The 23,584-nt window shown below is 59.3% G+C and carries 17 protein-coding genes; 2 read left to right on the forward strand and 15 right to left on the reverse strand.

All coding sequences use genetic code 11. The features are described 5' to 3' along the window. The first annotated feature begins 216 nt into the window (after positions 1-216). On the forward strand, positions 217-651 hold the full coding sequence (locus AAAX73_RS06185; protein WP_349125369.1) for a hypothetical protein: 435 nt from the start codon (positions 217-219) through the stop codon (positions 649-651). Positions 652-709: 58 nt separating this feature from the next. Here the strand turns inward: AAAX73_RS06185 and AAAX73_RS06190 are convergent, their stop codons facing one another. The 6 genes from AAAX73_RS06190 to AAAX73_RS06215 all read right to left on the reverse strand — a co-directional run bounded on the left by AAAX73_RS06190 (position 710) and on the right by AAAX73_RS06215 (position 7,830). Continuing rightward, positions 710-1,225, reverse strand: coding sequence for a PIN domain-containing protein (locus AAAX73_RS06190; protein ID WP_349125371.1), 516 nt, complete (start codon positions 1,223-1,225; stop codon positions 710-712). Then, positions 1,222-1,575, reverse strand: a complete 354-nt coding sequence (locus AAAX73_RS06195; RefSeq protein WP_349125373.1) for a hypothetical protein — start codon at positions 1,573-1,575, stop codon at positions 1,222-1,224. Before AAAX73_RS06195 ends, AAAX73_RS06190 begins: the two co-directional genes overlap by 4 nt. 138 nt (positions 1,576-1,713) lie before the next feature. After that, positions 1,714-3,729, reverse strand: coding sequence for a heavy metal translocating P-type ATPase (locus AAAX73_RS06200; RefSeq protein ID WP_349125374.1), 2,016 nt, complete (start codon positions 3,727-3,729; stop codon positions 1,714-1,716). Between the two features lie 78 nt (positions 3,730-3,807). After that, the gene (locus tag AAAX73_RS06205; RefSeq protein WP_329738587.1) at positions 3,808-4,053 is read right to left on the reverse strand and encodes a DUF6110 family protein; all 246 of its coding nucleotides are present in this window, start codon (positions 4,051-4,053) and stop codon (positions 3,808-3,810) included. A gap of 195 nt (positions 4,054-4,248) precedes the next feature. After that, positions 4,249-6,006, reverse strand: coding sequence for an ABC transporter ATP-binding protein (locus tag AAAX73_RS06210; protein ID WP_349125376.1), 1,758 nt, complete (start codon positions 6,004-6,006; stop codon positions 4,249-4,251). Continuing rightward, the gene (locus AAAX73_RS06215) at positions 6,007-7,830 is read right to left on the reverse strand and encodes an ABC transporter ATP-binding protein (protein WP_346971877.1); all 1,824 of its coding nucleotides are present in this window, start codon (positions 7,828-7,830) and stop codon (positions 6,007-6,009) included. It lies immediately after the preceding gene. Positions 7,831-7,944: 114 nt separating this feature from the next. Between AAAX73_RS06215 and AAAX73_RS06220 the strand changes: the two genes are divergently transcribed. After that, entirely contained in the window at positions 7,945-8,949 is a 1,005-nt protein-coding gene (locus AAAX73_RS06220; RefSeq protein WP_349125378.1) for a helix-turn-helix transcriptional regulator, read from the forward strand. 216 nt (positions 8,950-9,165) lie between these two features. Here the strand turns inward: AAAX73_RS06220 and gatB are convergent, their stop codons facing one another. From gatB to AAAX73_RS06265, 9 genes are all read right to left on the reverse strand, one after another. Further along, positions 9,166-10,842: an Asp-tRNA(Asn)/Glu-tRNA(Gln) amidotransferase subunit GatB gene (gene gatB / locus AAAX73_RS06225; protein ID WP_118256189.1), complete on the reverse strand. Its 1,677-nt coding sequence runs from the start codon at positions 10,840-10,842 to the stop codon at positions 9,166-9,168. Further along, positions 10,842-12,356 (reverse strand): Asp-tRNA(Asn)/Glu-tRNA(Gln) amidotransferase subunit GatA, encoded by a 1,515-nt coding sequence (gene gatA, locus AAAX73_RS06230; RefSeq protein ID WP_349125380.1) that lies wholly within the window; start codon positions 12,354-12,356, stop codon positions 10,842-10,844. The genes gatB and gatA overlap by 1 nt, the downstream gene beginning before the upstream one ends. Then, the gene (gene gatC, locus AAAX73_RS06235) at positions 12,356-12,667 is read right to left on the reverse strand and encodes an Asp-tRNA(Asn)/Glu-tRNA(Gln) amidotransferase subunit GatC (protein ID WP_349125382.1); all 312 of its coding nucleotides are present in this window, start codon (positions 12,665-12,667) and stop codon (positions 12,356-12,358) included. Before gatC ends, gatA begins: the two co-directional genes overlap by 1 nt. 304 nt (positions 12,668-12,971) lie before the next feature. Further along, the gene (locus AAAX73_RS06240; protein ID WP_349125383.1) at positions 12,972-13,889 is read right to left on the reverse strand and encodes a class C sortase; all 918 of its coding nucleotides are present in this window, start codon (positions 13,887-13,889) and stop codon (positions 12,972-12,974) included. A gap of 132 nt (positions 13,890-14,021) precedes the next feature. Beyond that, a complete protein-coding gene (locus AAAX73_RS06245) occupies positions 14,022-14,795 on the reverse strand; it encodes a hypothetical protein (protein WP_349125385.1) in 774 nt (257 codons plus the stop codon). Next, on the reverse strand, positions 14,777-15,745 hold the full coding sequence (locus AAAX73_RS06250) for a hypothetical protein (protein WP_349125387.1): 969 nt from the start codon (positions 15,743-15,745) through the stop codon (positions 14,777-14,779). Before AAAX73_RS06250 ends, AAAX73_RS06245 begins: the two co-directional genes overlap by 19 nt. 513 nt (positions 15,746-16,258) lie before the next feature. After that, a complete protein-coding gene (locus AAAX73_RS06255) occupies positions 16,259-17,998 on the reverse strand; it encodes an isopeptide-forming domain-containing fimbrial protein (protein ID WP_349125389.1) in 1,740 nt (579 codons plus the stop codon). 108 nt (positions 17,999-18,106) lie between these two features. Beyond that, on the reverse strand, positions 18,107-19,771 hold the full coding sequence (locus AAAX73_RS06260; RefSeq protein WP_349125390.1) for a SpaA isopeptide-forming pilin-related protein: 1,665 nt from the start codon (positions 19,769-19,771) through the stop codon (positions 18,107-18,109). Beyond that, positions 19,764-23,168, reverse strand: coding sequence for an FctA domain-containing protein (locus AAAX73_RS06265; RefSeq protein ID WP_349125391.1), 3,405 nt, complete (start codon positions 23,166-23,168; stop codon positions 19,764-19,766). The genes AAAX73_RS06260 and AAAX73_RS06265 overlap by 8 nt, the downstream gene beginning before the upstream one ends. Positions 23,169-23,584: the final 416 nt, after the last annotated feature.

Below are 23,584 nucleotides of genomic sequence, written 5' to 3' on the forward strand. Positions count from 1 at the left end.
CATCTCCACCGTTCCTTCAACTGGGAAAATGCCGCCCCCGGACCCCGGGAGGGGCCGCGGGGGCGTTCGGCTAACTGCGGGAATGGGCTATTTGCTCAATGTGTTCGGCTGAGATTGGAAATCAACCCCATAATGTGCACCATACTTCGCACTTTTGTCACCGAACGCGTCACGTATATTTTCGCCAAGCAAAATTGACCCGTCGAAAGGACCGTTATGGATACCAAGCAGCAACTCGTCAATGCCCTCGTGGGCCTGGGCTCAACCATTACCGAAGCTATGGATGTCATCGAGGGCTTTGTCCCCTGCGGACATCCCGCCCTCACGGTATCGAACGCACTCGTCGCGCTGGACGCTGACGATGATGCAGCTCTCGCCCAGCAGCTTGAGACCGTCGAGGGCTTTATCGACCACGTGAGTGAGAACCGCGGCGTGTCCGCCTACCACGGCATCGAGGTCGAGCTCGCGGGTCCCAAAGCCGATCTGCTCACAGCAATCTGCGAGGTAGGCGCCCTTATGCAGACCGCAGGCGTCAAGAACACCCAGGTCAACGAGTGGGTCTACCGCAGCTTAGCCGCGCTCGACAGCTCCGAAGAAAAGGCAGCCGAGCAGCTCGCAGAAAGTCCCGCCATTAAGGCCGAGCTTTTGTAAATAGCAGACGCGGGTCCCTTAGCGCATCGTCGTCCAAGAGGCCCGTAAACAGTTCGCGTCAACCGATAGCCGCGCCGCCGCGTTCGGCCAAAGCAAGAATCGGCATCATTTGACGAGGTGTCTTTGCTGCAAGATCGGCATGTTCGAGCAGTTTGCGATCGTTAGTTACCAAGTAATCAACCTGGGCGCGTTTGCATGCGGCGAGTACCAAGTTGTCCTCGTAATCGCAATGGAGCGCTAAGTATTTGTCGGCTAGCCACAGATCGGATGCGTCTGCGCCCACGGCGGTGGCGTTTTCGGTCATATTCCGAACAAACGCCAGTGCCGCATCGCCAATTGCGCGGGCAGAAGCCTCGTCGAGCGCTCCCCCGACGGCAAGAACGCTACGCTTCAGCTCGTGTTGGACAACGTATAGCACGTCCTTAGCGATATGCACCGGAAAGAACAGTAACGACCCCGTCTCCGTCGCCTGCCCAATAAACGCACGCGCGGCAAGCGATTCGGCATGGTCGACGCAAAACGAATCAACCCATACGTTGGCGTCCACCATGATCTTGAGAGGCGCCCCACTCACTGGATCATCCCCTTTTGGCGATAGCGCTCGTCCATGGCTTCGGAATAGATTGTTTCCCAACCGCGATCGTCGGATACGGGCGACGTAGCGATGCCCAGGTCCGCGTAAAGCTGATCCGCCGCCGCCCATGATGCGGCGAACGGAGTATCGGGCGCGACGGTCTGCTGCCGGTCGTCGACGGCCGCAAGCACTTCCTCGCACTGCCCGCCACCCTGCGCGACCTTGGCCACCACCTTTTTGATGAGCTCGGGCAGTGACCCGCCCGAAAGCCGCAGCGCTTCCTCGGCACGGTTCTTGACCTGGCGATCCACGCGAACGTTCACCTGCGCCATGCCGCCAACAGCACCCATCTCAACCTCACCTTCGACTTCTGCTATCTTAGCTAGCACAACTATATATTGCTGCTAGCACATGGTCAAACGCAAAAGGCCTGCATTCTGGCGGCTGCAACACCGCCCAAATGCAGGCCGAAAACTAAAGTAAAAGTGCTAGCGCAGATATGCCTTCGCGTTGCCCAAGCTGTAGGCGATCGTTGAGCCGTTGTGCAGTAGTGACGACGTCTGCGGAGTGATCATGCCGGTAATACCCAATGCCAATAGCGCCGAGTTGGTGAGCATCACCCTTGAATACGAACTCGTCAGACGGTCGATAAGCCCCTGGCTCATGCGGCGCAGGCGCACGATCGCGGCGAGATCCGTGTCGGTCAAGATGATGTCGGCGACCTCTTTGGCGATGTCGCTTCCGCCACCCATGGCCAGGCCCACGTCGGCCAAACCGAGCGCCGGCGAATCGTTGACGCCGTCGCCCACCATGGCAACGTGGCGCCCCTCGCGCTTAATCCGCTCCACATAGGCGTACTTGTCCTCGGGCAGCAGCTCGGCCTTAAACTCATCGACACCAGCCGCGCGAGCAATGCGCTCGGCCGTGCGCTCCGAGTCGCCCGTGAGCATGACCACGTGCTTAACGCCCAGCGCATGCAGGTCGGCGATGGCCTCGCGGACCCCGGGCTTGAGCGGATCCTCGATGCCGAGCACGCCCACAACGGTGCCGTCGACCGCCAGATACAGCGGCGACAGCCCCTGCATCTGGGACTCAATGCGTTCCTTGATGTCGGACTCGAGCTGCGCGCCCTCGTCCTCGAATACAAAGTGCGCTGAACCGATGATGGCGCGACGCCCTTCGATGGACGAAGCGATGCCGTGCGCCACGATGTACTCGACGGCAGCATGGCGCTCGCGGTGCTCGAGCCCGCGCTCACGTGCCGCATTGACCACGGCACGCGCCACCGGATGCGGAAAATGCTCCTCCAAGCAAGCGGAAAGGCGCAGGACCTCGTCCTCGCTCCAGCCGTCGGTCGTGAGCACGCAAGCTAGACGCGGCTGGGCCTCGGTCAGCGTACCGGTCTTGTCAAAGACAATGGTATCGGCCTTGGCAAACGACTCAAAGTACTTCGCGCCCTTGACCATGACGCCCATCTTGGCAGCATCGCTCATAGCGGTCATGACGGCAACGGAACCCGTGAGCTTAAGCGCGCACGAGTAGTCGACCATCAGTGCCGCCGAGGTCTTAATGAGACTGCGCGTGGTGAGCGCAACCAGGCCCGCGAGCAGGAAGTTCCACGGGACGATCTTGTTGGCGAGGTCTTCCATGTGCGACTGGCCCTCGGACTTGAGCGAGTCGGCCGTCTGCACGAGCGAGACGATCGAGCGCAGCTTGGTCTGCGCCGTGTTGGCGCGCACGCGCACCAAGATGCTGCCGTCTTCCACGACGGTTCCGGCGAACACGTCGTCGCCTGCGCTGCGCTCGACGGCAAGCGGCTCGCCGGTCAGGGTCGCCTGGTTGACCATGGCGCTTCCCTGCTCGACGACGCCGTCAATGCAGATGGACATGCCGGTGCGCACGGCCACCAAGTCACCGGGCTCAAGCTCGGTCGCGGCAACGCTTACCTCGGTGTCGCCGACGACCTTTTGCGCCTTGTCGGGCACATCGAGCAGCGAGTTGATGAGCTCGTTTTCGCTCATGGCGCGGGTGTAGTCCTCGAGCAATTCGCCCACGTTGAGCAGGAACATCGTCTGCCCTGCGGTGTCGACATCACGTTTGACGAACGAAATGCCGATGGCCGACGCGTCAAGCACGGGAACGGTCAGGCGCGGCTGCGCGAGCTCACGGAGGGCGGCGCGCAAAAAGGTCATGTAACCGGCTACGACAAACACCGCACGCAGGGGCGTGGGCAAAAACCATCGGCGCGCATAGTGAGCGCCGATGAGTGTGGCAAGATCCATAACGAGCTTGTGCTTGCGTGGCTCAAGCTGCATCACGTAACCCGTCTTTGCGTCGGCAATGGCCTGGGCGTCGAGTGCGCCCAGAGCATCGAGCACGCCTGCACGACGCTGCTCGTCATATTCGAGCGCCATCTGGCCGATGCGGCCGTAGACGTGCACCTTGCGCACGCCATCGATTTCGCCACTGAGCTTTAGAAGCGCATCGAGATCGCTCTCTGGCACAGGACCCGCCAACTGGAGGCGGGTCCTGCCGGGGATCTCGCTGATAATCGAGAATCTCATAGTTTGTGCCTGGGAGCGTTACTCGGTTGCCTCGTCAGCAGCGGCCTCGCTCTGGGTGATGTAGGCAGCCTCGGCAACCATGTCGTCGACATTAGCCTTGGCCTGCTCGACCATGTCCTGGTAGCCGTTCTTGATGCGCATGCCGCACGCAATGCCCTGAACGCAGGCATTCTTGACCGGAGCGCTGGTAAGCAGCTTGATGCCGGCCGTGCCAAGCAGAAAACCGCCACCGACAAGCAGGGTATTGAACGTCGACTTCTTCATGTTGCTTCTCCCTTTTGCCGCATTGGACGCGGCATGGTGCTTCAGCACCCGAGTAAACAAGTTTGCTCGAGCACGCTTTTGAAATATCTCAATTTTATCTAACTATCTAGGTCAGCCATGGCTAACCTTTTGAAAATTAACGATGCGGAGTAACCGATTGTCAATGTGAGAAAGGGACTGTCCCTTTGCCCCTTCTTACAACTGCCAGGTAGCTGCTTCCTTTTGCAGCGCCACCATGCGGGCGAATTCTCCACCTGCCGCCTTGAGCTGCGCCGGAGTGCCCTGCTCGGCAACCACACCATCCTTGAGTACAACGATTTTGTCGGCATTTTCCACCGTACGCATACGGTGGGCAATAACGATAACCGTCTTACCTGCAAGCAGACGGGAGAGCGCCTGCTGAACCACGGTCTCGTTCTCCACATCCAAGCTCGCCGTCGCCTCGTCCAGCAACACGATCGGCGCGTCTTTGAGCAGCGCACGGGCGATAGAGATGCGCTGGCGCTCACCGCCGGACAGCTTGGAGCCGTTCTCGCCGATCATGGTGTCATAGCCCTGCGGCATGCGGCTCACAAACTCGTCGCAGTTGGCGGCACGCGCGGCAGCAAGCACTTCCTCATCGGTGGCATCGCGACGACCAAGACGGATGTTTCCCATCACCGTGTCGTCAAAGAGCAACACGTCTTGGAACACAATGGCGTAGTCGCGCAGCAACACCTCGGGATCCACGCTTGCAACATCCACGCCGCCCACGGTGACCGTGCCTTCGGTGGCGTCCCAAAAGCGCGCGGCCAGGCGGCTCACCGTGGACTTACCGGAACCCGAAGGACCGACCAGTGCCGTGACCTCCCCTTCTTTGGCGGCAAAGCTCACATCGGTAAGAACTTTCTCGCCGGCGCGGCCGTCCTCGCCCGCACCATAACCAAATGCCACGTGATCGAACACCACGTCATGACCTACGGGCTCAAACTGCTCGCTGCCCCGCGCCACGGGCTCTTCCATGATGGAGCGCATGCGCTTGGCCGACGACTCGGCGGCAAACAGCTCGGACATCAGCATCAGTGCCTGATCGAAGGGCGCATAGATGCGGCTCACCATGAGCAGGAAGGCAAACATCACCAAAAAGTCGACCCGGCCGGAGGCGACCATCGCAGCGCCCGTGACCAACGTGGTGGCAATCCCCAGGCGCAGGATGGCAAAGGCGGAGTTGACCAAAAGCCCATTGGCGAGCTCGCCCTTGGTGGTCTCGCGCTCCTCGGCATCGATCACGGCGTTGAGCCCCTCAAGATAATGAGCCTCCTGGTTGGTGGCGCGGATCTCGCGCACGCAGTCGAGCGTCTCCTGGATCGCCTCGGTAACCTTGACCTTCTCGGCACGCACATGGTCGAACACCGGGATCATGGGGCCGCGCGTCAGATACAGCACGGCAAAGGCCACGGGAACGCTCCAAAACGCCGCAATCGCCAGCTGCCAGCAAAAGAACAGCGACGCCACGAACACAATGACGCTTGCGATGATGGCACCCCAAAGCTCTCCCAGCACGTGGCTGTAGGCGTGCTCCATGGCCTGGACGTCGCCCATAATGGTCTCGGTTAAATCGGCCAGATCACGACGGCCAAAAAACGACAGCGGCAGCTTGCGCAAGCGCTCGGCGATCTCCATACGCTGCTTGCCGCACTCCTCGTAAAAGATGCAGTAGGTGTAGTAATACTGCTGCCAGTTAGAGGCAAAGAGCAACACGAAAAAGACCAGGAGGCCGCCCACAATCGGCAGGGCATCCGGCAGGTCGGCACCGGTGGCGAGGTGTTCGACAAAACCGGCCATGACCAGGAACAATAAGCCCATGCCGGCCATGGTAATGAGATTGGTGAGCGCGGTCCAGAAAATGCCGCGTTTTACGCCGGCGACGCCTTTATCGGATAGGAAATACTTCTTTTGGAATGAGGCGAACATTTAGGCCTCGCCTCCCTTCGTGACGGCGGCATCCGCGGCAGCAGTGATCTTCCAGCTCGCGGCCTGTTCGTATTCGGCCCACATCTTGGCATACAGACCCTCTTGGGACAGCAACTCGGCATGGGTGCCAGTCTCCTGCACGCTACCTTGGTTGAGCACCACGATCTTGTCGGCCCCCACCACGGTCGAAAGCCGGTGCGCGATCATAATGACTGTGCGACCCGCCGCCAGTTTGCTAAAGGCACGCTGGATGAGCGCCTCGTTCTCGGGGTCGGCAAACGCTGTGGCCTCATCGAGCACCACGATGGGCGCGTCCTTAAGGATTGCGCGGGCGAGTGCCACGCGCTGGACCTCGCCGCCCGAAAGGTACGCCCCGCCGGCGCCGAGCATGGTGTCGATGCCCTGCGGGAGCTTGGCCACGATATCGTCGCACTGGGCCGCGGAGAGGGCCGCGCGCACTTCGTCGTCAGTAGCTGTAGGCTTGGAGGCACGCACGTTATCGGCAAGTGTTTGCCGGAACAGCTGGTTGGTCTGAAACACAAAGGCGACCTGGTCCATAAGCTCGTGCGGATCCATGTCGCGAACGTCTACACCGCCTACGAGCACACGACCTGCGGAAACATCCCAAAAACGCGGGATCAGACTGGCACAGGTTGACTTACCGCCGCCAGAGGGACCCACCAACGCGAGGGTGCTACCTGCAGAAACGCTAAAGCTCACATGGTTGACGGCAGGTGCCTCGGCACCCTCGTAGGTAAAGCTCACGTCCTCAAATCGCACGTCGCCGCCGGCGGGGTGCTTGGGCTGGGCAGGCACGGAGAGCTGCTTGGAATCCATGACGCTTCGAATGCGAGCCAGCGAATCGGCACTCATCTGAGAGGCCTCGCCCACAAACATGAGCTTGGTCATGGCCGTTGGTACCACGGCCGAAAATATCGCGTAAAACGTGAAGTTGGCCATAAAATGCGCGAAGTCCGTCTCGCCCGGCGCCAACAGCAACGCCACGGGCAACAGGAATGTCACAAGACCATTGAGCGCGGTAAGGTTGAGCACCTGCGGGCCTCGGCAGAACGTGCCCGCATAGTTTTGCGCCATGTCGGCGTATTCGGCGATCGCGTCGTGGAACGCCTTAAAGGAGTAGACCGTCTGCTGGAACACCTTGACCACGGGGATGCCGCGCACGTATTCGGTGCCGGTCTTGTTCATCTTGACCAGCGCGCCCATGTAGGCCTTCATAAACTCGGCGCCCTTGCCGCTCATCATGGTGGCCATGGCGCAAAACGAAACGGCCACCGAAATGAGGCATGCCGCGCCCAAGCGCCAATCGAGGGCGAAAAGCAGCACGAGCAAGCCCACGACCATGGCGGCGGCGCCTGCGATATCGGGCAGCATGTGTGCGAGCAAAGTCTCTGTGGAAGCGGCGCATCCGTCTACGATACGGCGCAGCTCACCGGTGGCGTGTGTGTTAAAGTAGCCAAGCGGCAGCTTAAGCAGGTGCTCGCTCGTAGTCTTGCGAATATTGGACGCGCAGCGAAACGCAGACAGGTGCGTGCACATGAGCCCCACGAAATAGACCACGATGCTTGCCAGCGCAAACCCCACGGCCCACCAGCCATACGTCGCGATGCCGCAGGCTTCGCTCCAGTTAGGTGCCACGGCGATCAGATCGCGCGCGACAAGCCAAATGCACACGTACGGGCCAAAGCTCAGCAGCTGCGAGAGCGCCGAGAGGGCCATGCCCAAATATGTTAGGGATTTACGGTCGCCGGCATATGCAAGCAGCTCGCCGATACCGCCGCCTTCCTTTTTTGATCCCTTTGCCATGAGATTCCTTTCTAACGGCTTGAGAGTTAACCGTAATGAACTTATCATTGATGTGTTAGCCATGGCTCACAATCGAGCCAGGCGTGGACGTTTCTGCAAAGGAAAGGGACGCTTTTGCAAATACGGCGGGCAGCGACCGACATAACCGAGCTCTATGCACCGCAGTTTGAGCAGTTTGGCCTGGAGCTTACCGGCAAGGGCGCCGTCTTTACCGGCGAGGTGGCAAACGATCGGGCGCACGGACGCGCATGGATCATGCCCCTCTCCCCTGCCTGCATCGTCATGGAGCATTACATTACCCCGACGCACGATATGTACCTGGCCGAATACACACCCGAACCGTACGCGTGCGTGAGCGAGGTCAGCGCGCCCACGCTCATGTGCATGCCCGAAGCCGGCATAACGCCTGCGAACCTTAAACCCCTGCATGGACCGTGGCCGAACAGCGCGGTGTGCAGCTTTATCCAAGATAGCTGCGGCGAGGAGCTAAGTCCGCTGTTTGCAGGGCAGCTTTATCACTCGCGCTCGGTGCTCTTTTTGCCCGGGTATTTTGACGAGCTGGAGCATCGGTATCCCACTGAGTTCGCAGGAGTCTTTGAAGCGTTTGCCGAGTCGTGGCACGAGGAGGCGACGTCTGCCATCTGCCACACGCTGCGCCGGATTAACGAGGACCGCGCCCGCACCGTAGGCGGACACGTCTATATGCAAGGCATCGTGGAGACCATGGTCGCGGAGCTCGCCTGTTCGCGCGCGGCCCACAAGCAGGCGCAGCAGGCGGCAGACACACGCGCCAGCGCGACCATTGCCGAAGAAGCAACGGCGATGATTGAGTGCGAGCTCGACAAAGGCAGACGTGTGGGTATCAACGAGGTGGCCGAGAGGCTCTACACAAGCCGCTCCAAGCTATGCGCCACCTTTAAGGCCCAAACTGGCGAGTCCCTGGGCGCCTACATTCGCAGACGCCGTATGGAGCGAGCACAGGACCTTTTGGCCGATAGCGCGCTCACGATAGCGCAGGTGGCAGAGCGTCTAGGCTACCCTCAGCAGGCCGCCTTCGCCCAAGCCTTCAAGCAACACACCGGCACCACCCCCACCGCTTGGCGCTCCCAACATATATAAAGAATGAAGGCGCCAACGGCGCCCTCATTCACCAAATTCCATTCAGCCCCGCCTGACCCGAACGGCCGAGTCGTTACGGAACCGAGGGGCCGGGCGCAGGGCCTTGCCTCTCAATGAGTTCCGCACGAACAGGAGGCGCCAGTGGCGCCTCCGTCGTGAGTCAGGACTGTCCGAAATTGAGAGGCAAGGCCCTGCGCCCGGCCCCTCGGTTCCCGTTTACGAGAGCGACGTTCTCAGCAACTCGTTGAAGAGCTTCGGGTTGCCTTTGCCGCGGCTCGCCTTCATGCACTGGCCCACCAAAAAGCCGATGACCTTCTGGTTGCCGTCACGATACTGCTGCGCCTGATCGGCACAGTTAGCCAGCACCTCGTCCACGATCGGCTGCAACGCACCGGCATCGCTCACCTGACGCATGCCGCGCTCGTCGACGATCTTGTTGGGATCGTCACCGGTCTGGGCCATGGCCTCAAAGACCTCGTGCGCTTGGTTGGAGCTGATGGCATCGGTCGCCAGCAGCTTGGCGAGTGCTGCCACCTGAGCCGGCGCGATACCGGACTCGGCGAGCGACACGCCCGCGCCCTTAAGGTAAGCAATCATCTCGTTCACCAGCAAGTTTGCAACCGTCTGGGCCTCCTTGCCGGCCATACCGGCAGCGGCCGCCTCAAAGAACTCGGCAAACTCCGGGTCGCCGGCGATCTGCTCGGCGTCGGCCGCCTTAATGCCAAAGTCGGCCTCAAAGCGGGCGCGCTTGGCATCGGGCAGCTCGGGGATCTCGCCACGGCAGCGGTCGATGAACTCGTCATCCAGATCGAACGGCGCCAGGTCGGGATCGGGGAACAGGCGATAGTCGTCGGCCGTCTCCTTCACACGCATGACCACAGTGCGCTTGCGGCTGGGCTCCCAGTGGCGGGTCTCCTGATAGATGATGCCGCCCTCCTCGAGCACCTCGGCCTGGCGGCAAATCTCGTAGGCAAGGCCATCGTGCAGGCTCTTAAACGAGTTGAGGTTCTTGAGCTCGGTCTTGGTACCCAGCTTGGTCTCGCCGCGGCGGCGCAGCGACACGTTGCCGTCGCAGCGCATGGAACCCTTCTCCATGGAGCAGTCCGAAATGCCCAGCGTCACAAAGATGCGGCGGAGCTTCTCCATAAACAGGCGCGCCTCCTCGGGCGTACGCAGATCGGGCTCGGTCACGAGCTCAATCAAAGGCGTGCCGCAGCGGTTGTAGTCGACGAGCGACTCGGCCGCGGCGGTAATGCGGCCCTCGGCACCGCCCACGTGGACCATCTTGGCGGCGTCCTCCTCCATGTGGATGCGCAGGATGCGGATGGGCACCGTGTAGGAACCGTCCTCGCGACGCTCGGGCATCTGCAGGTTGGACGCGTCATAACTGGCCAGGTGGCCGGCACGCTGGTTGCCCTCGCGCATGGTCGACGTCATGGACGTGGACAGGCCCTCGGCGTTGGCCGAGGCGCTCGCCAGACTCTGGGCCTCGGCCTCGCCAAATGCGCAGTCGGGGCGCTCAGCGGCACCGCGACCGGTCACGTCCAGGTCCAGGTGACCGTACATGGCAAAGGCGACCGGACCCTGCGTGGTCTGGAAGTTCTTGGCCATGTCGGGATAGAAGTAGTGCTTGCGGTAGAACATCGAGTGGCGCTGGATCTCGCAGTTGGTGGCGAGACCGGCCTTGACGATGCTCTCGATGGCGCGCTTGTTGGGCACCGGCAGCGCGCCGGGCAGGCCCAGGCACACCGGGCACACGTTGGCGTTGGGCTCGTCATCGTGGCTGAGCTTGCAGTTGCAGAACATCTTGGTATCGAGTGCGGTGAGCTCGGTATGGATCTCCAGGCCTATCACGGCCTCCCAGTCCTGCAGGACCTCGGAAAGCTCCTTCATTACAGCTCGCCTCCCTTCCCGGCAAAATCGGGCGCGACGGAAAGTGCGGGCGCACCCGTGGCGGCATCGGCAAAGCCGCGCTCCAGGGCGCGGGCAAACGTGAGCAGCTGACGGTCCTTAAAGGCAGGTCCCACCAGCTGGGCAGAAACGGGCAGCTGAGTATCCTCGCCCAGGCCCAGCGGCACCGAGATACCGCCGTTGCCGCAAATGTTGAGCGAGATGGTGTACAGGTCGGAGAGGTACATCTGCGTGGGGTCGCTGATCTCGCCAAACTTAAAGGCCGTGCGCGGCGAGGCGGGCATGAGGATGGTGTCCACCTTGGCATACGCGGCGTCGTAGTCCTGCGTGATGAGCGTGCGGGCCTTCTGCGCGGCATAGTAGTACTTGTCGTACACGCCCGAGCTCAGCAGGTAGGCGCCGAGCATCTGACGGCGCTTGGCCTCGGCGCCAAAGCCGTGGGCGCGCGAAAGCGAGCTCTGGTCGGACAGGTTGGCACAGCCCTCCTCCTGATAGCCGTAGCGAATGCCGTCGAAGCGGGCCAGATTGGAGAACGCCTCGGCCGGGCCGATGACGTAGTAGGCGGCGATGGCGGCGTCCAGGTGCGGCAGGTCGACCTCCACGAGCTCGGCACCCTGGTTCTGCAGCTCCTGGGCGGCGCGCTGAACAGCGGCCTTGACCTCGGGCGTCAGGCCCTCGGCCTCCATAAACGCGGGAATGATGCCCACGCGCTTACCCTCGATGCTGTCGTTGAGATGCTCGGTAAAGTCGACGGCGCAATCCTGGCTGGTGCAGTCATACGGATCGTGGCCCGCACCGGTAAGCGCGTTCATGGCCAGCGCGACATCCTCGACCGTGCGGCCAAAGGGCCCCACCTGGTCGAGCGACGAGCCAAAGGCAACCACGCCGTAACGGCTCACGGCGCCATACGTGGGCTTAAAGCCCACCACGCCGCACAGCGACGCCGGCTGGCGAATGGAGCCACCGGTGTCCGAGCCCAATGAGAGCGCGACCTCGCCCGCGGTGACGGCGGCAGCGGAGCCGCCCGAGGAGCCGCCGGGCACGCGCTCGGTATCCCAGGGGTTGTTGGTGCGGCGGAACGCCGAGCTCTCGGTGGAGCTGCCAAAGGCAAACTCGTCCATGTTGGCCTTGCCCATGGGCAGGCAGCCGGCATCGAGCATGCGCTGGACGCAGGTGGCGGTGTAGACGCTCTGGTAGTCCTCGAGCATGCGGGAAGCGCAGGTGGTGTGCGTGCCCACAAGGTTCATGTTGTCCTTGATGGCCAGCGGCACGCCCGCGAGCGGGGGCAGGGCCTCGCCGGCAGCGCGACGGGCGTCGATTTTGGCAGCAGCCTCAAGCGCGAGCTCGGGCGCCACCTGCAGAAATGCTTGGACTCCGCCCTCGCGCGCCTCGATGGCCTCGAGCGAGGCCTGCGCGACCTCGGTAGCAGAGAAATCGCCGGCGGCAACGTGCTCGGCCAGCTGCGCGGCCGTGAATCGATCGAGATTGAGCTTCATTACTCGCTCTCCCCCTCTCCCAAAATGGACGGCACGCGGAAGTAGCGGTCGCGCGCGCTGCCGGCGTTTTCGAGCGCCACGTCGAGCGGCAGGTCGCGCTCGGGCTTGCGCAGGTCATCGCCCATCACGTTGGACAGGCTTCCGATGGGATGGAACGTGGGCTCCACGTCGGGCAAGTCATATTGCAAGACGGGCTCGAGCATCTGGACGGCGTCGTTCATGTAGGACGTCATCTGGGTGAGCTCGTCATCGGTCAGTGCGATCTTTGCGTACTCGGCGATGCCGCGCACGTCTTTCTCGCTGAGTGCCATAGGCGCTCCCTTCCGCATAACAGATAAACCGCTCTAGTATACAAGGCAACGCCGCTTGGAGCAGGTGCTTTACCCAAATGCAGCGAAAACGTAACGTGGGCGGCGGGTTGGCAGGGCGTGGTCCGGCGGTTCTGCAGCGAAACCGCACCGTCCATAGCGAAAACCGTCCCGCCCGCAACGAAAACCATCACAACATTCGACGCTTTTCGTCAAAATCGCGATTTTCATCGAATGTTGTGATGGTTTGGAAGTCCCGACCACCACAAAGGTGCCTGTCCCCATTGCGGTGGTTCCGAACGATGTCCTATGCCGAGGCCTTGGCCTTGCGGCGTTTGCGGATCGCGTGGACCACAATGTCCAGCAGTAACAACACAATGGCGACAACCACGATGAGCACGGCAAACTCGCGCTTGCCCCAGTGGCGGCCGGCCAGCGACTTTTGCTTGTCGACGTCCTTCTTGCTGTACTTGGTGCGCACGCAATGCACCAGCAGGCGATGGTCGTTCACGCCGTAGGGCGTGCAGGTGACGAGCGTCACCTTGTCGGCGCCGGGCTCAATGGTCAGCGACTCCATCTCCTCGGGCAGAACCACTTCGGAGTCGACCATCTTGTAGGCGAGCGTCTTGTTCATGGTGTGCAGCAGCACCAGGTCGCCGGGCTCCAGCGAGTGGATGTCGTCGAACATGCTCAGGTTGCGCATGCCCGAGTGCGCGGTGAGCACGCAATGCGTCGAGGTGCCGCCCACCGGCAGGCTCGTGCCCTCCAGGTGGCCGACGCCCGCCATAAGGACTTCTTCGGTCGTGCCGTGGTAGATGGGCATACTAACGTCGATGGAGGGGATCTCGACCCAGCTCATCATGGGGTCGCGGTCAAAGATGAGCTGCTGAGCGTAGGGCTCGATCTGGTCGGCGGGAAGCTCGGTGGCCTCGCCCGCCAGCTGCTCGTTAAAGGAGCGCGCCTGGAGCAGGATGCGCTCGCGCTCCTCGGCAGATAGCGCGTCCACGGTGCTGGACACGGTGCTGATCTGGTTGAACACGCCCGAGGCCTCGAGCCGGTCCAAGATCCACGGCCAGGTCATAAGGCCCACGCCGATAAGGATGATGACGATGGTGATGAGCCTGTCGGCCCAGCGCGGCAGTCGCTTGCGACGACGCTTGGGCTTTGGTTGAGGTTTGGGCTGAGGGCTTGAGCCGCCGTTGTCCGCGGCGTTATTGCTCTTCATATGTTTGGCGCCCTGCACCATCGCCGGTCACTCCTCTACAACTCAAGTTGTCTAAACAAATAATAGCCGATTAGCGAGCTCGTACGCCGGACAACGCAGTTAGACTGCACCGTCCGGGCCACGTAACCCCACTCAACCAATCAAGCCATATGTTGCTTTCATCGTCTCGAGCAACTGCACCATCGTTGCGCCCACAACCCCGATCTGTTTCAGATTGACGTCGCCCACCTCACAATCTTTAACAAACGCAAGCATATCGTCCTTCAGTTCTCCGCGCAGGTCGACACCTTCCGACTCGCCAAGCAGCTGAGCAAGCCTCAGCGCATCGCGTTTATGCTTTTTTACCTTCCTCGAATCAACGTTCTCCCCCGCTTCCCTTCTAGCTTTTAGGTCGAGATACGCCTTCGCTTTGAACGGGACAATGTATTCCGTACCCAGGACCGAAACGCCGCCTACGGTCCGAATTCCCTGAAGGAACAAGCTGTAGTAAGCATCGTCCAACAAAATTGCCGAAAGACTGCTTATGTTTTCATCAACGCGAATTGGCGCCACATCAATCCCCTCACGACCCTTTAGAAAGTCGGGGCACTTCGCGAAGAGCTCGATCATATGGGGGTAACCCGGCCTCTTTGGCTCTGTAAACCGATAAAAACATGAGCCTTTGCCTTCGCCCCAGCCGCAGCGGTAGCCGCCATCACGCACCAAAGTCCATATGGCTTCTGCCGTCTGAGACAACCGGTCATCGGCGACAATTACCACATCAAAATCATGAGTCGCCCTGAATGAAAGCCCCGCCTCCGCGAGCAAAATGTCGCATGCTGTGCCGCCGATAAGGGCATACGATCCTGCAGCTTCTTGCATATGCTGCTGAAATTCTTGGAGACCCTCTACAGCGCTTCTTGCCATGGATATTCCTTTCCAAACATGCGATCGACTTCGAGCTGAATTCGCTCATCGTCGATTGCCGCCAAAGATAGCGCAAGCGAAATGTCATCGACGCGGGAGGAGTCGGCAAACACGGGCGCATAGCGCCACACTTGGATCATCGCCGTTTCGTTATCCGGCAACTCCCCGTCTGCGACTTCGAGGTCGCTCAGTTGACGCCATGTACTTCTTAAGACGGCCTTTTGTTCCATGCCCGGCGCAGCGAGCATCGAACGCGCAGCGAGCGCCGTCTCCCCGGCGTCAACAAGACAGTCAATCTGCGGTGTCTTCCTTGCAAAAAAGACCTTCGAGACAGGCGAGGAGAGCTCTGCCATGTGCTCGCTGAGCAGAAGATCAACGGCAACAGGGAACACGACGACACGTCGCTCGCAACGCTCGCGCCTCGCGAGCCCCCTGTCAACAAGCTCGGTTATGGCCTCACTCGCGCGGCTTGCCGAAATCCCAAGCGCACGACAAAGGTCATAGGGGCGATATGGCTCCTGGGCTGCTCCCCAGATTGCAGCAGCCTGCGCGTTGGGTGACATCTTGGTCGCGTGATTGTGAAACCGGGCACCGCCCCTCTCCGTACAGGCTGTGCCCATAAATGGAAGAAAAGCCTGTCTACCGGGGCAGACAAAGGGAATCCCTTGTGCGACCAACGCTTTGCGCTGACGTGCATCGGCATCAGGAAACGAAACGACAACAGGAGTCTCCGCGCGCAAGGCGAGCTGACTATAGACTCTCTTAGCCTCGGGAAGCCCGACGCCAGTAGGCAAACTTGCAAGCAAAAACGAAAAACCGTTTGCGTCAACAGTGCGGACCTCAATCGCCCGCAGATGCAGCGGCAAGCGTGCGAATCCAGGCCAAGCTCTGGCCTTGGCGGAGAGGCCTAGTGCTTCTTGTAAGTAGATTAGCGCTTCGTTCATTTCCATTGTTTTCGTTCGATTCCAGTTTATATTGGAATTATACATAATTTTCGGAATTAACGAGATTCCGTTCGCGCCTAAGCCCATATTTGAGTTTTCAAAATGTCCCGGATTGACTGGGCGATTCGGGATACAATGTCAATAGAAAACGACGCACCCCGCGTAAGTGTACGAGAGCGCGGGCGGCCTAGTTTTCTGGTTTTGTTAAATGCCCGGGCCTCTAACCCCGGGCATTCTTATTTGCGCTTGTTGCGGCGCAAATGCCTTCTACCGTCCGCACCGCGCGTGCGCCTACGGACCTTAAACCGAACCTCATACGAGTCAAGAAACGCGATGACGAATGTGCCCGCATCGGACGGTGGAAGCTGGCTGCGTTGTCCCCAAAAAACGGGGCAGACTCCAGCGCGGAGTCTGCCCCGAAAAGAGAATGGCGAAGCAAGAACGTAGATAGACGAGAAAAGTGTCCGCAAGTCTCATGGCCATCACTTCTCGCCTGCCAAAGGGATGGGTGGGTGAGCGCTACTCCTGCTCGGACTCCTCGGTCTGCTTACGGCTGCGGATGAGGTGCGCCACGCCGATGCACAGCACCGCGCCACCAGCGATCCAAGTGAAGGTCACGCCGTTAAGGCCGGTGAGCGGGAGGCCGGAGCCCTTCTTGTTCTCGATGGTGATGGGAATCCTGGTCGAGGTAACGTTTCCATCGAGCTTAGAAGTGACCATATTAGAGCTGGGGTTTACGGAGAGCCCACTCAATTCGCCGGTCGTCTCATTGTATGTAGGCGTCACCACAATGGTAAAGCTGATGGAGTTATAACCCGCGGGCGTCGTGCACTCTGTAATCTCGTACTTACCCGCAACAAGACCGGGAATAAAAACCTTGCTGTCAGTCTCACTGGTCGTAAACACTCCAGCTTTACTTGCGTCGCTGGTAAGCCCACCAGTCTGCGTCAGCCATTGATCACCAGAAACAGGAGTGGTACCTTCCTCGATCATTTTAACCTTAAATCCAGCAACAAGCTTCTTTTGCTGATCATCCGAAGCAGTCTTAGTGACATCGAGACCAAAGACGTAGTCAGTGACCTTGTCCGACTCAGAAGTGCCCTTATCATCAGTCATGGGATTGTTGGAATAGACAAGCTTGACCTCATTGGTGGCTCCATCGGCCCTGTATTCGACTTCGCTGTTGAGCTTAGCCTTGTAGGTTACGACCACGCTAGAGTAAGCATCAACAGCAATCTCGGAATTGCTGGTGCTCTTAACGGCTTTAAGGTTGTCAAAAGAAATAGTGAGCTTTTCCTTCTTTGTGTTCTCGTCCTTTGACGAAGTTACCTTATACCCATCCTTGTCATCATGCTTAACCTCAATCTGGGTGCCATTGTTGACTATGTAGACGCGCAGGTCCTTCGGCGTGCCATCGTCGCTCTTCGCGACTTCAAGACCCTTGCTCAACGTGTCCTGAAATACGTACTCATACTTATTGAACGTAGCGATGTTGCTCGCGACGGAGCCAGTCAGTTTATATTCGACCTCCTCGCCAATATACGAGTCACTCACCTTTCCCCATGATGTACCCTCACGAACTTCCTTCTTGACGGTAGGAATGCTGGTCTTCTCGCTGACAATCACATCGCCGGCGCCCACGACGGCATAAATCGGCGAAGTGGCAGTATTCTTGCTGCCGGTCGTCGACTCATCCGAAGCCAAAGTGCCCGCGTCAGTCAGAAACAGGTAATAACCGGATTTATCGAAAGAAACCTTGGTGCCCGCCGCAAACGAACCATCCGTAGTGCCCGTCGGATTGGTCGGATTAGTCGGAGTGACGTCCTTCGCAACCAGTCCAGCAAGCGTATTGAGCAAATCGGTGTCTTTGAGAACCGTCGTGTTTGTGGTCCCAGTAATGTTGGCAGTCAGCCAATCGGCAACATCCTGCGCGCTAGCAGTAGCCTTCAGCGCACCGTCCTGCTTATTGTTAATAGCATTGATAATAGCGGTTTTGGTCGGATCTCTAACACCAGTTGCCCACTTAACATTCGAAACGACCTTGCCGGTCTCATCCACGACATCGGCCTCGAAAATCTGGTAGGCCTTGTACTTCACGCTGCCATTATTGGCATTCTTGTTGATGGTGATGCTGTTGGCCGGAGCCGCCACATTCTCAGCAAACGCCATCGTGACCGGGGCCATGACGCCACCGAAGCTCAGGGCTGCGGTGAGGCCGGCGGTTACTGCCAGGCGGGCGATGTTCTTGCTCATGCTCATCTTCTTTTCCTCCATTTTCCGGTTGGTTCTCATTCGATCGGTCATCATCTGTCTGAACCTTAGCATCTACTTCGCTACGTCTCGCCCCGCTCTCTGTGGGGCTGCCAGCTACTCTTTATGGCTGCCACCTCCCCGCTTGACCAGGAGCGCGACCACGATGAGCGCGGCTCCGGCGACCGCTGCGGCGGCCGCGGCGTACATTGCCATATCGCCAGTCGAGGGCATAAAGCCTCCGGTGGTAATGCTAGGGGGTGTGCCGGTGGGCGTGTTGATGAGCGACGCCTCCAGGCTGCCCGTCGACCCGTCCGCGCTGTCGGCGCGCAGGGGCGACTCGGCCGTGATGGTGAGCTTGGGCTTGGCGGCGGCCACCTGGTCGACGTCCAGGCCCTCGGCCTTGACCGTCACGGAGCGCGTGCCCTCGAAGGCGGCGTAGCCCTTGGGCGCCTTGAGCTCGCGGACCTCCAGCTTGCCCGAGTCCACGCCCGAGACGGTCACGCGGCCGTCCTCGCCCGTGGTGACGGTGGCCTTGCCCTCCGCATCCCACGTGCCGTCGGCCGCCAGTGTGCGACCGCGATCGTCGGCGATGCTCAGGACCGCCCCGGCAAGCGGCTTGTCGCCGTCGCTGCCGCGCTTGGTGAGCGCGAGATCCCAAGTGTAGGCGCACGCATCGTCGCTCGGCGTGCGGGTGAAGCCGGCGTCGCCGGACTGGTCGGCAAAGGGAGAGCGCGGGTAGCGCAGGTAGACCTCGTTGGGGTTGCCCTTCGCGATGCCGTGGTTGCATGCGCTGTTGAGCGGCGCATTGTACACGGCGACCACGCGGGCGCCCGCGGTGAAGGCGTCGGCCCCGCCGAGCGCGGCGATCAGGTCGCCGGTGCGCGCGGTGAAGGTCTTGCCGTCGACCGAGACCCCGCACTGGGCCGTGATGTCGGTCCAGCCCTTCGCGGGGTCGGTGCCGGCGCGGCCGTCCCTGCCGACCGAGACGGCGTCAAAGCCGCCGTCCGCGCCCGCCGCCACGTACACGCGCATGCTCGCGGCCACCTTGGAGGGGTCGAGCCCCGCGCTCATGGTGTCGACGAACCGCACCGTATAGGTATCGTAGGCGGTAAGACCCGCCGGGACCGTGGCAGAGAGGCGCCAGCACAGGTCGTCGGCGACCGTGGCGTCGGCGGCCTTCTGCCAGGCGGCGGTGCTGTCCTCCAGCACATACTTTTGGACCTTGGGCGTCGCCGCCTTGGGCTTGACGGTGACGGCGCCGCCGCCGACCAGGGCCATGATCGGCGCGGTGCCGGCCTGGTCCTGGGAGATGGCGTCGTCGTCGGCGACGATGAGCCAGTAGCCGCAGGGCAGCTCGGCCGTCGTGCCCGCGTTAAGGGCCACGGGCACGGCGCCAGAGCTCTGGAGGGAACGAGCGAGCTGTGCGCTCAGCGCGCTCGTAAGGTGGGAATCGGCGTTGAGCCACTCGGCAGCTTCCTGCGCTGTGGTCTGGGATTTGGGCATGCCGGCGCTGTGCAGCACAGGCAGCGCGGCGTCGCGCACGGCATCGCTTGCCCAGGCGAGGTCGGTGGCGATCTTAGCGTCGTTGTCGTCGTCGATAACGTTGGCGCTAAAGATCTGGTAGGCGTCGTAGCTGCGCGCCACGGTGCTGCTCACCGTGATGGAACCGATCGAGGTCGGCGCGGCCTGCGCGGAAGCGGGGAACACAACCGCGCAGGTGCCGATCAAGAGGGCGAGCAGCGCAAACAAGATCGGGAAGGAGCAAACTTTCTTATTCACGACGCTCGCCTCCCTTCGCGCTCGCCTTGCGGCGAACGTGCATCCAGGCTGCAGCGACGCAAAGCATCGCCGCGCCGGCAAGGTACGTCAGAGTGACGCCCGACATACCAGAAAGGGGCAATGTGATGGAGTAGGTGTTGGTGAAGGTGGGGGTGGAGGTGTCGGTGAGGTCCTGTTCTTTGGCATGGGGGTCTGCGTTCCACTTGCCATCGGAGTCAACGGTTCCCTTCCTGTAGGTCACCTTCGCGGGGACGATTTTGCCATTTTTCTGATCCGCCATCGTGACGTCAAGCTTATAGACCGAATGATCAAACTTGTAATGCGAGAAAATCGAGCTATCGTCCTTCTCGCGCATGTAGTACGTGAAGGTCTTGGAAGCGCCACGGCCAGTCGAGTCGGTCTTGAGCTTGTCGAGCTGATCGAGTTTGTACTCAATCTCGTCGAAGCTCCGGGTCTGAGACTTCTTGCCGTCGGCAGTGGTGAGAATCTCGCCCTTGGGGTCGGTCTTAACCGTCGTGGCATCTTTGAAGTCCGCGTTATCCGCAAACTCGAGCGTAAACTCCTTCATCTCGCCACCCTCAACGACCTTGGTCGCCTTAGGAGTCCAAGAGCCGCTGGAGGTGTACTGAGTGTACACGTTAGTGAAGGTCTTTTCCCCATTGGAGCCAGCGACCAAATAATAGCCGTCAGAATCTGCCTGCACAGGGCGCGGATCGCTAGTTAAATCACCGGAGTGCTTGGTTACAGTCATGCTCTTAATCGTGTAGTTATGAACTATGAGATCTGTAGTCGAGTTCGGATCTTTCTGCGTCGGAACAGACATGAGCACAGTCTGATGGTCCTCGACCGTCACCACAATCTCGTACACGGCCGGGTCGTACGTGATGTCGGAATCAGTGCCAGCATTTTCAACCAAATAGTATGTAATCGTGTCAGCCGTACCGTTCGCTGCAAACTGCTCACCAAGGTTAAACGTGATGCTGCCGTCTGCATCATTATTTGCAGTTCCTGCCTCAGTGCAAGCGTCGCGATTGAATGTCCCATTAGCGAAAGGATCTTTCGAATCCTTGCGATACACCGTAAAGGAGAACTCCTCTTTTTTGAGGTCGCGGCCTTCCAGCTTCTTGGTCGCCTTGAGCTTAAGGCTCGGGTAGACGTACGTATCCGCAGGCACGCCTAGGTACAGGTCGCCGTTCGACATGATACCGCCGCCATGATCCCAAGAATAGTTGCCCGTGATGAAAGTTGTCGCAGCATTCTGCGCATTTTTCGCTTCATCACTTCCAACTTGGACACCCGAAGTCAGACCGACGCTCCGATAAATCTTCACGCCGCCATTGGCAGGGATATCGATAGGCTCACTGAGTTCTTTGGTATCACTGCGTTCTTTGCTTCCAGAATACCTGGCGTCTCCGTCGCCGAGCATCTTGCCGATTACTGCCGCAAGCGGTTCCTGATGGCCAGCCGCTGCCGCAAGGAAGAAATCGGCATGACCCCTATCGCGAAACACCTTCGATCTGTATGCATCTTTATCTTGATTCTTGCCACTACCACCACCTGAAAGATGGGGCATAACGTCATTGCCGGAATTGTTATCTTTGTCGTAAGGTTTACTGTTATGGTCATCGTTATCATACTCAGCGCCGGCAGACAAATTGCCAAAGATTGCCGTGCCCTTAGTGTTCGTTACCAACGTCTTGCCCGTCGGGCAGACTGCAACGCCACCACCATAGCCACCAGCGGTATTACTGCTAATGTACGAGTTGTATACAAATAATCTACCAGCGGTCTTTTCCATACCCGTATTCGAGTTTCCCTGGACGAAGATACCGCCGCCGCCCCAGTCAAAGCGAGACATGCAGTGGTTATTAGTGATGTAGACTGGGCTATCGTTTGACGATCCATTTATCATCGCGTCAACCATCTGGCCCACTCGAATGCCAGCACCTTCAGATCGGTAGCTCACGTTAGAGGCAATAATTCCTCCCGTGATATTCAACCACGCCATACCCGTACGGGATTGGTTATTACGGTTGACATCCGTGACGTAAACACCGCCGCCGGCTTCCTCGGAGTAGTTGCCGGTAATCTGGCCACCAGAAATGGTGACATGGGCGCCGTTATTGGCAGCAAGCCCAGCGCCGCCGTGGTCACCATTGCCATCCTTGCCACAGAATTTAGACATTCTATTATTCGTGATATAGCCGCCGGAAACGGCTACGCTGCCGCCTACGGCCATAATGCCGCCGCCATAGCCAGGTTGATCGCTTTCCCCATTGAACGTCGCATTGCCCGAAATAACCGCATTTTCCGAAATAGATACGCTCGAGCCGTTCGAGTACACACCGCCGCCATTGGGAGCGTAGTTGCCTGCGATCACGCCACCGGTCAGATTAAGGGTCGTACCTTCACCTTTGAGTTCGATGCCTGCGCCTTGGCTCCTAGAGGTTGCACCGCAAACGTAGCCATCGCTCATATTGACGGTGGAGCCGTTCTCGGCATAGATGAGGTTGCCGACATTGCAGTCCTTTTTCTGCGTAAGCGTACCGCCCCGAAGGTTAAACTTGCCGTGATCGTAGACGTTAATGAGCCTCAACGCGGAACCCGTGGACGCAGTTGAGACAATTGCACCCTTGATGTTGACCGTATGTGTTTCAAGCGTTTCCGCCGTGCTCGTACCGCTAGCGGACGACTTGGTTACGAAATAGGTGAGCGTGGTCGGGATGTCATCGTTGTCATAGTCGACCTTGGCATTCTTGCCATAATAATCCCTAGTAAACTTCTGGCCTTGATCATCCAGCTTCTGACCGGGAGTGACCTTTTCGGCATCCTGATTAGAATCATCCTTGATTGTGAACTCGGCACTATTACTCACACTGAAAAGCGGCTTGTTCTGGTTAATGCCCGAGTGCTTTATTTTGAAGCCATTAAGATCTAGGGTGATATTGCTTCCGCTATTCTTGAGAAAAATCTCGCCGTTGTACTCGATGTTCTGCATCAGCTTGAAACTGGCGAACTCACCCGCCTGAACACCCTGAAGTTTACTGCAAAGTTCTTTTGTGCTAGTTATTTCCTCGGCAGCTGTTTCAGCCTGCTCGTTTTCCGCAGCCGTAACAACGGTTTCATCATCCGAAGTCGTTGTACCCTCGTTCTGCTGCTCTTCCTCGGACTGTCCCTCAAGCTGGGCATCGTCGCCAGTCTCGTCGCCCTCGGTCTCGTCACTATTCTGGTTTTCGGTATCCCCGTTGTTGGTGTTATCTACATCAGTAGACTCACTTGAGGAACCCCCCCCATCACAGTTTTCTCGGTAAAAACCGTCTGGGCATCGTTGGCAATGGCCTGTGAGATCGGAGGCATGACGAGCGACAGTACCAGGCTCAACACGGAGGCTCCGCACAAAACGCCTGCCAGTACACGGCGCGTCGCTTTATTACTCTGCTTAGATTTGTCCGAATTCGCTTTCATCGATGTCTCCTCCCCAAGAGACCGCGATCTTGCTCTTTCCCTATCAAACGTATCTGCGCAATCTGTAATTGCGCACGCTTGTAGTACATATTGTAACGATTGTTTGAACATCTAAGCAAAAATACTGATAGTTTTGTAGCGAATTCTCAATTCTCTTGACATCTGCTCGGATTAACCCTCGTTTATTCGCTTTGAAATATCTATTTTTACTGGTAATTAAGCTAGTTAACAGTTTTTTAATAGCATTAGATTTATTTGCACAACATTTTGCTCAAGAGCAAACATCCCGCTCACGGTCGAAAATCGACCGTGAGCGGTAGGTCATTAGCCAGCAGGAATACCTTACTA

It is taken from the genome of Collinsella sp. CLA-ER-H9, from assembly GCF_040092295.1.
In the GTDB taxonomy this organism is placed as follows: Bacteria; Actinomycetota; Coriobacteriia; order Coriobacteriales; family Coriobacteriaceae; genus Collinsella.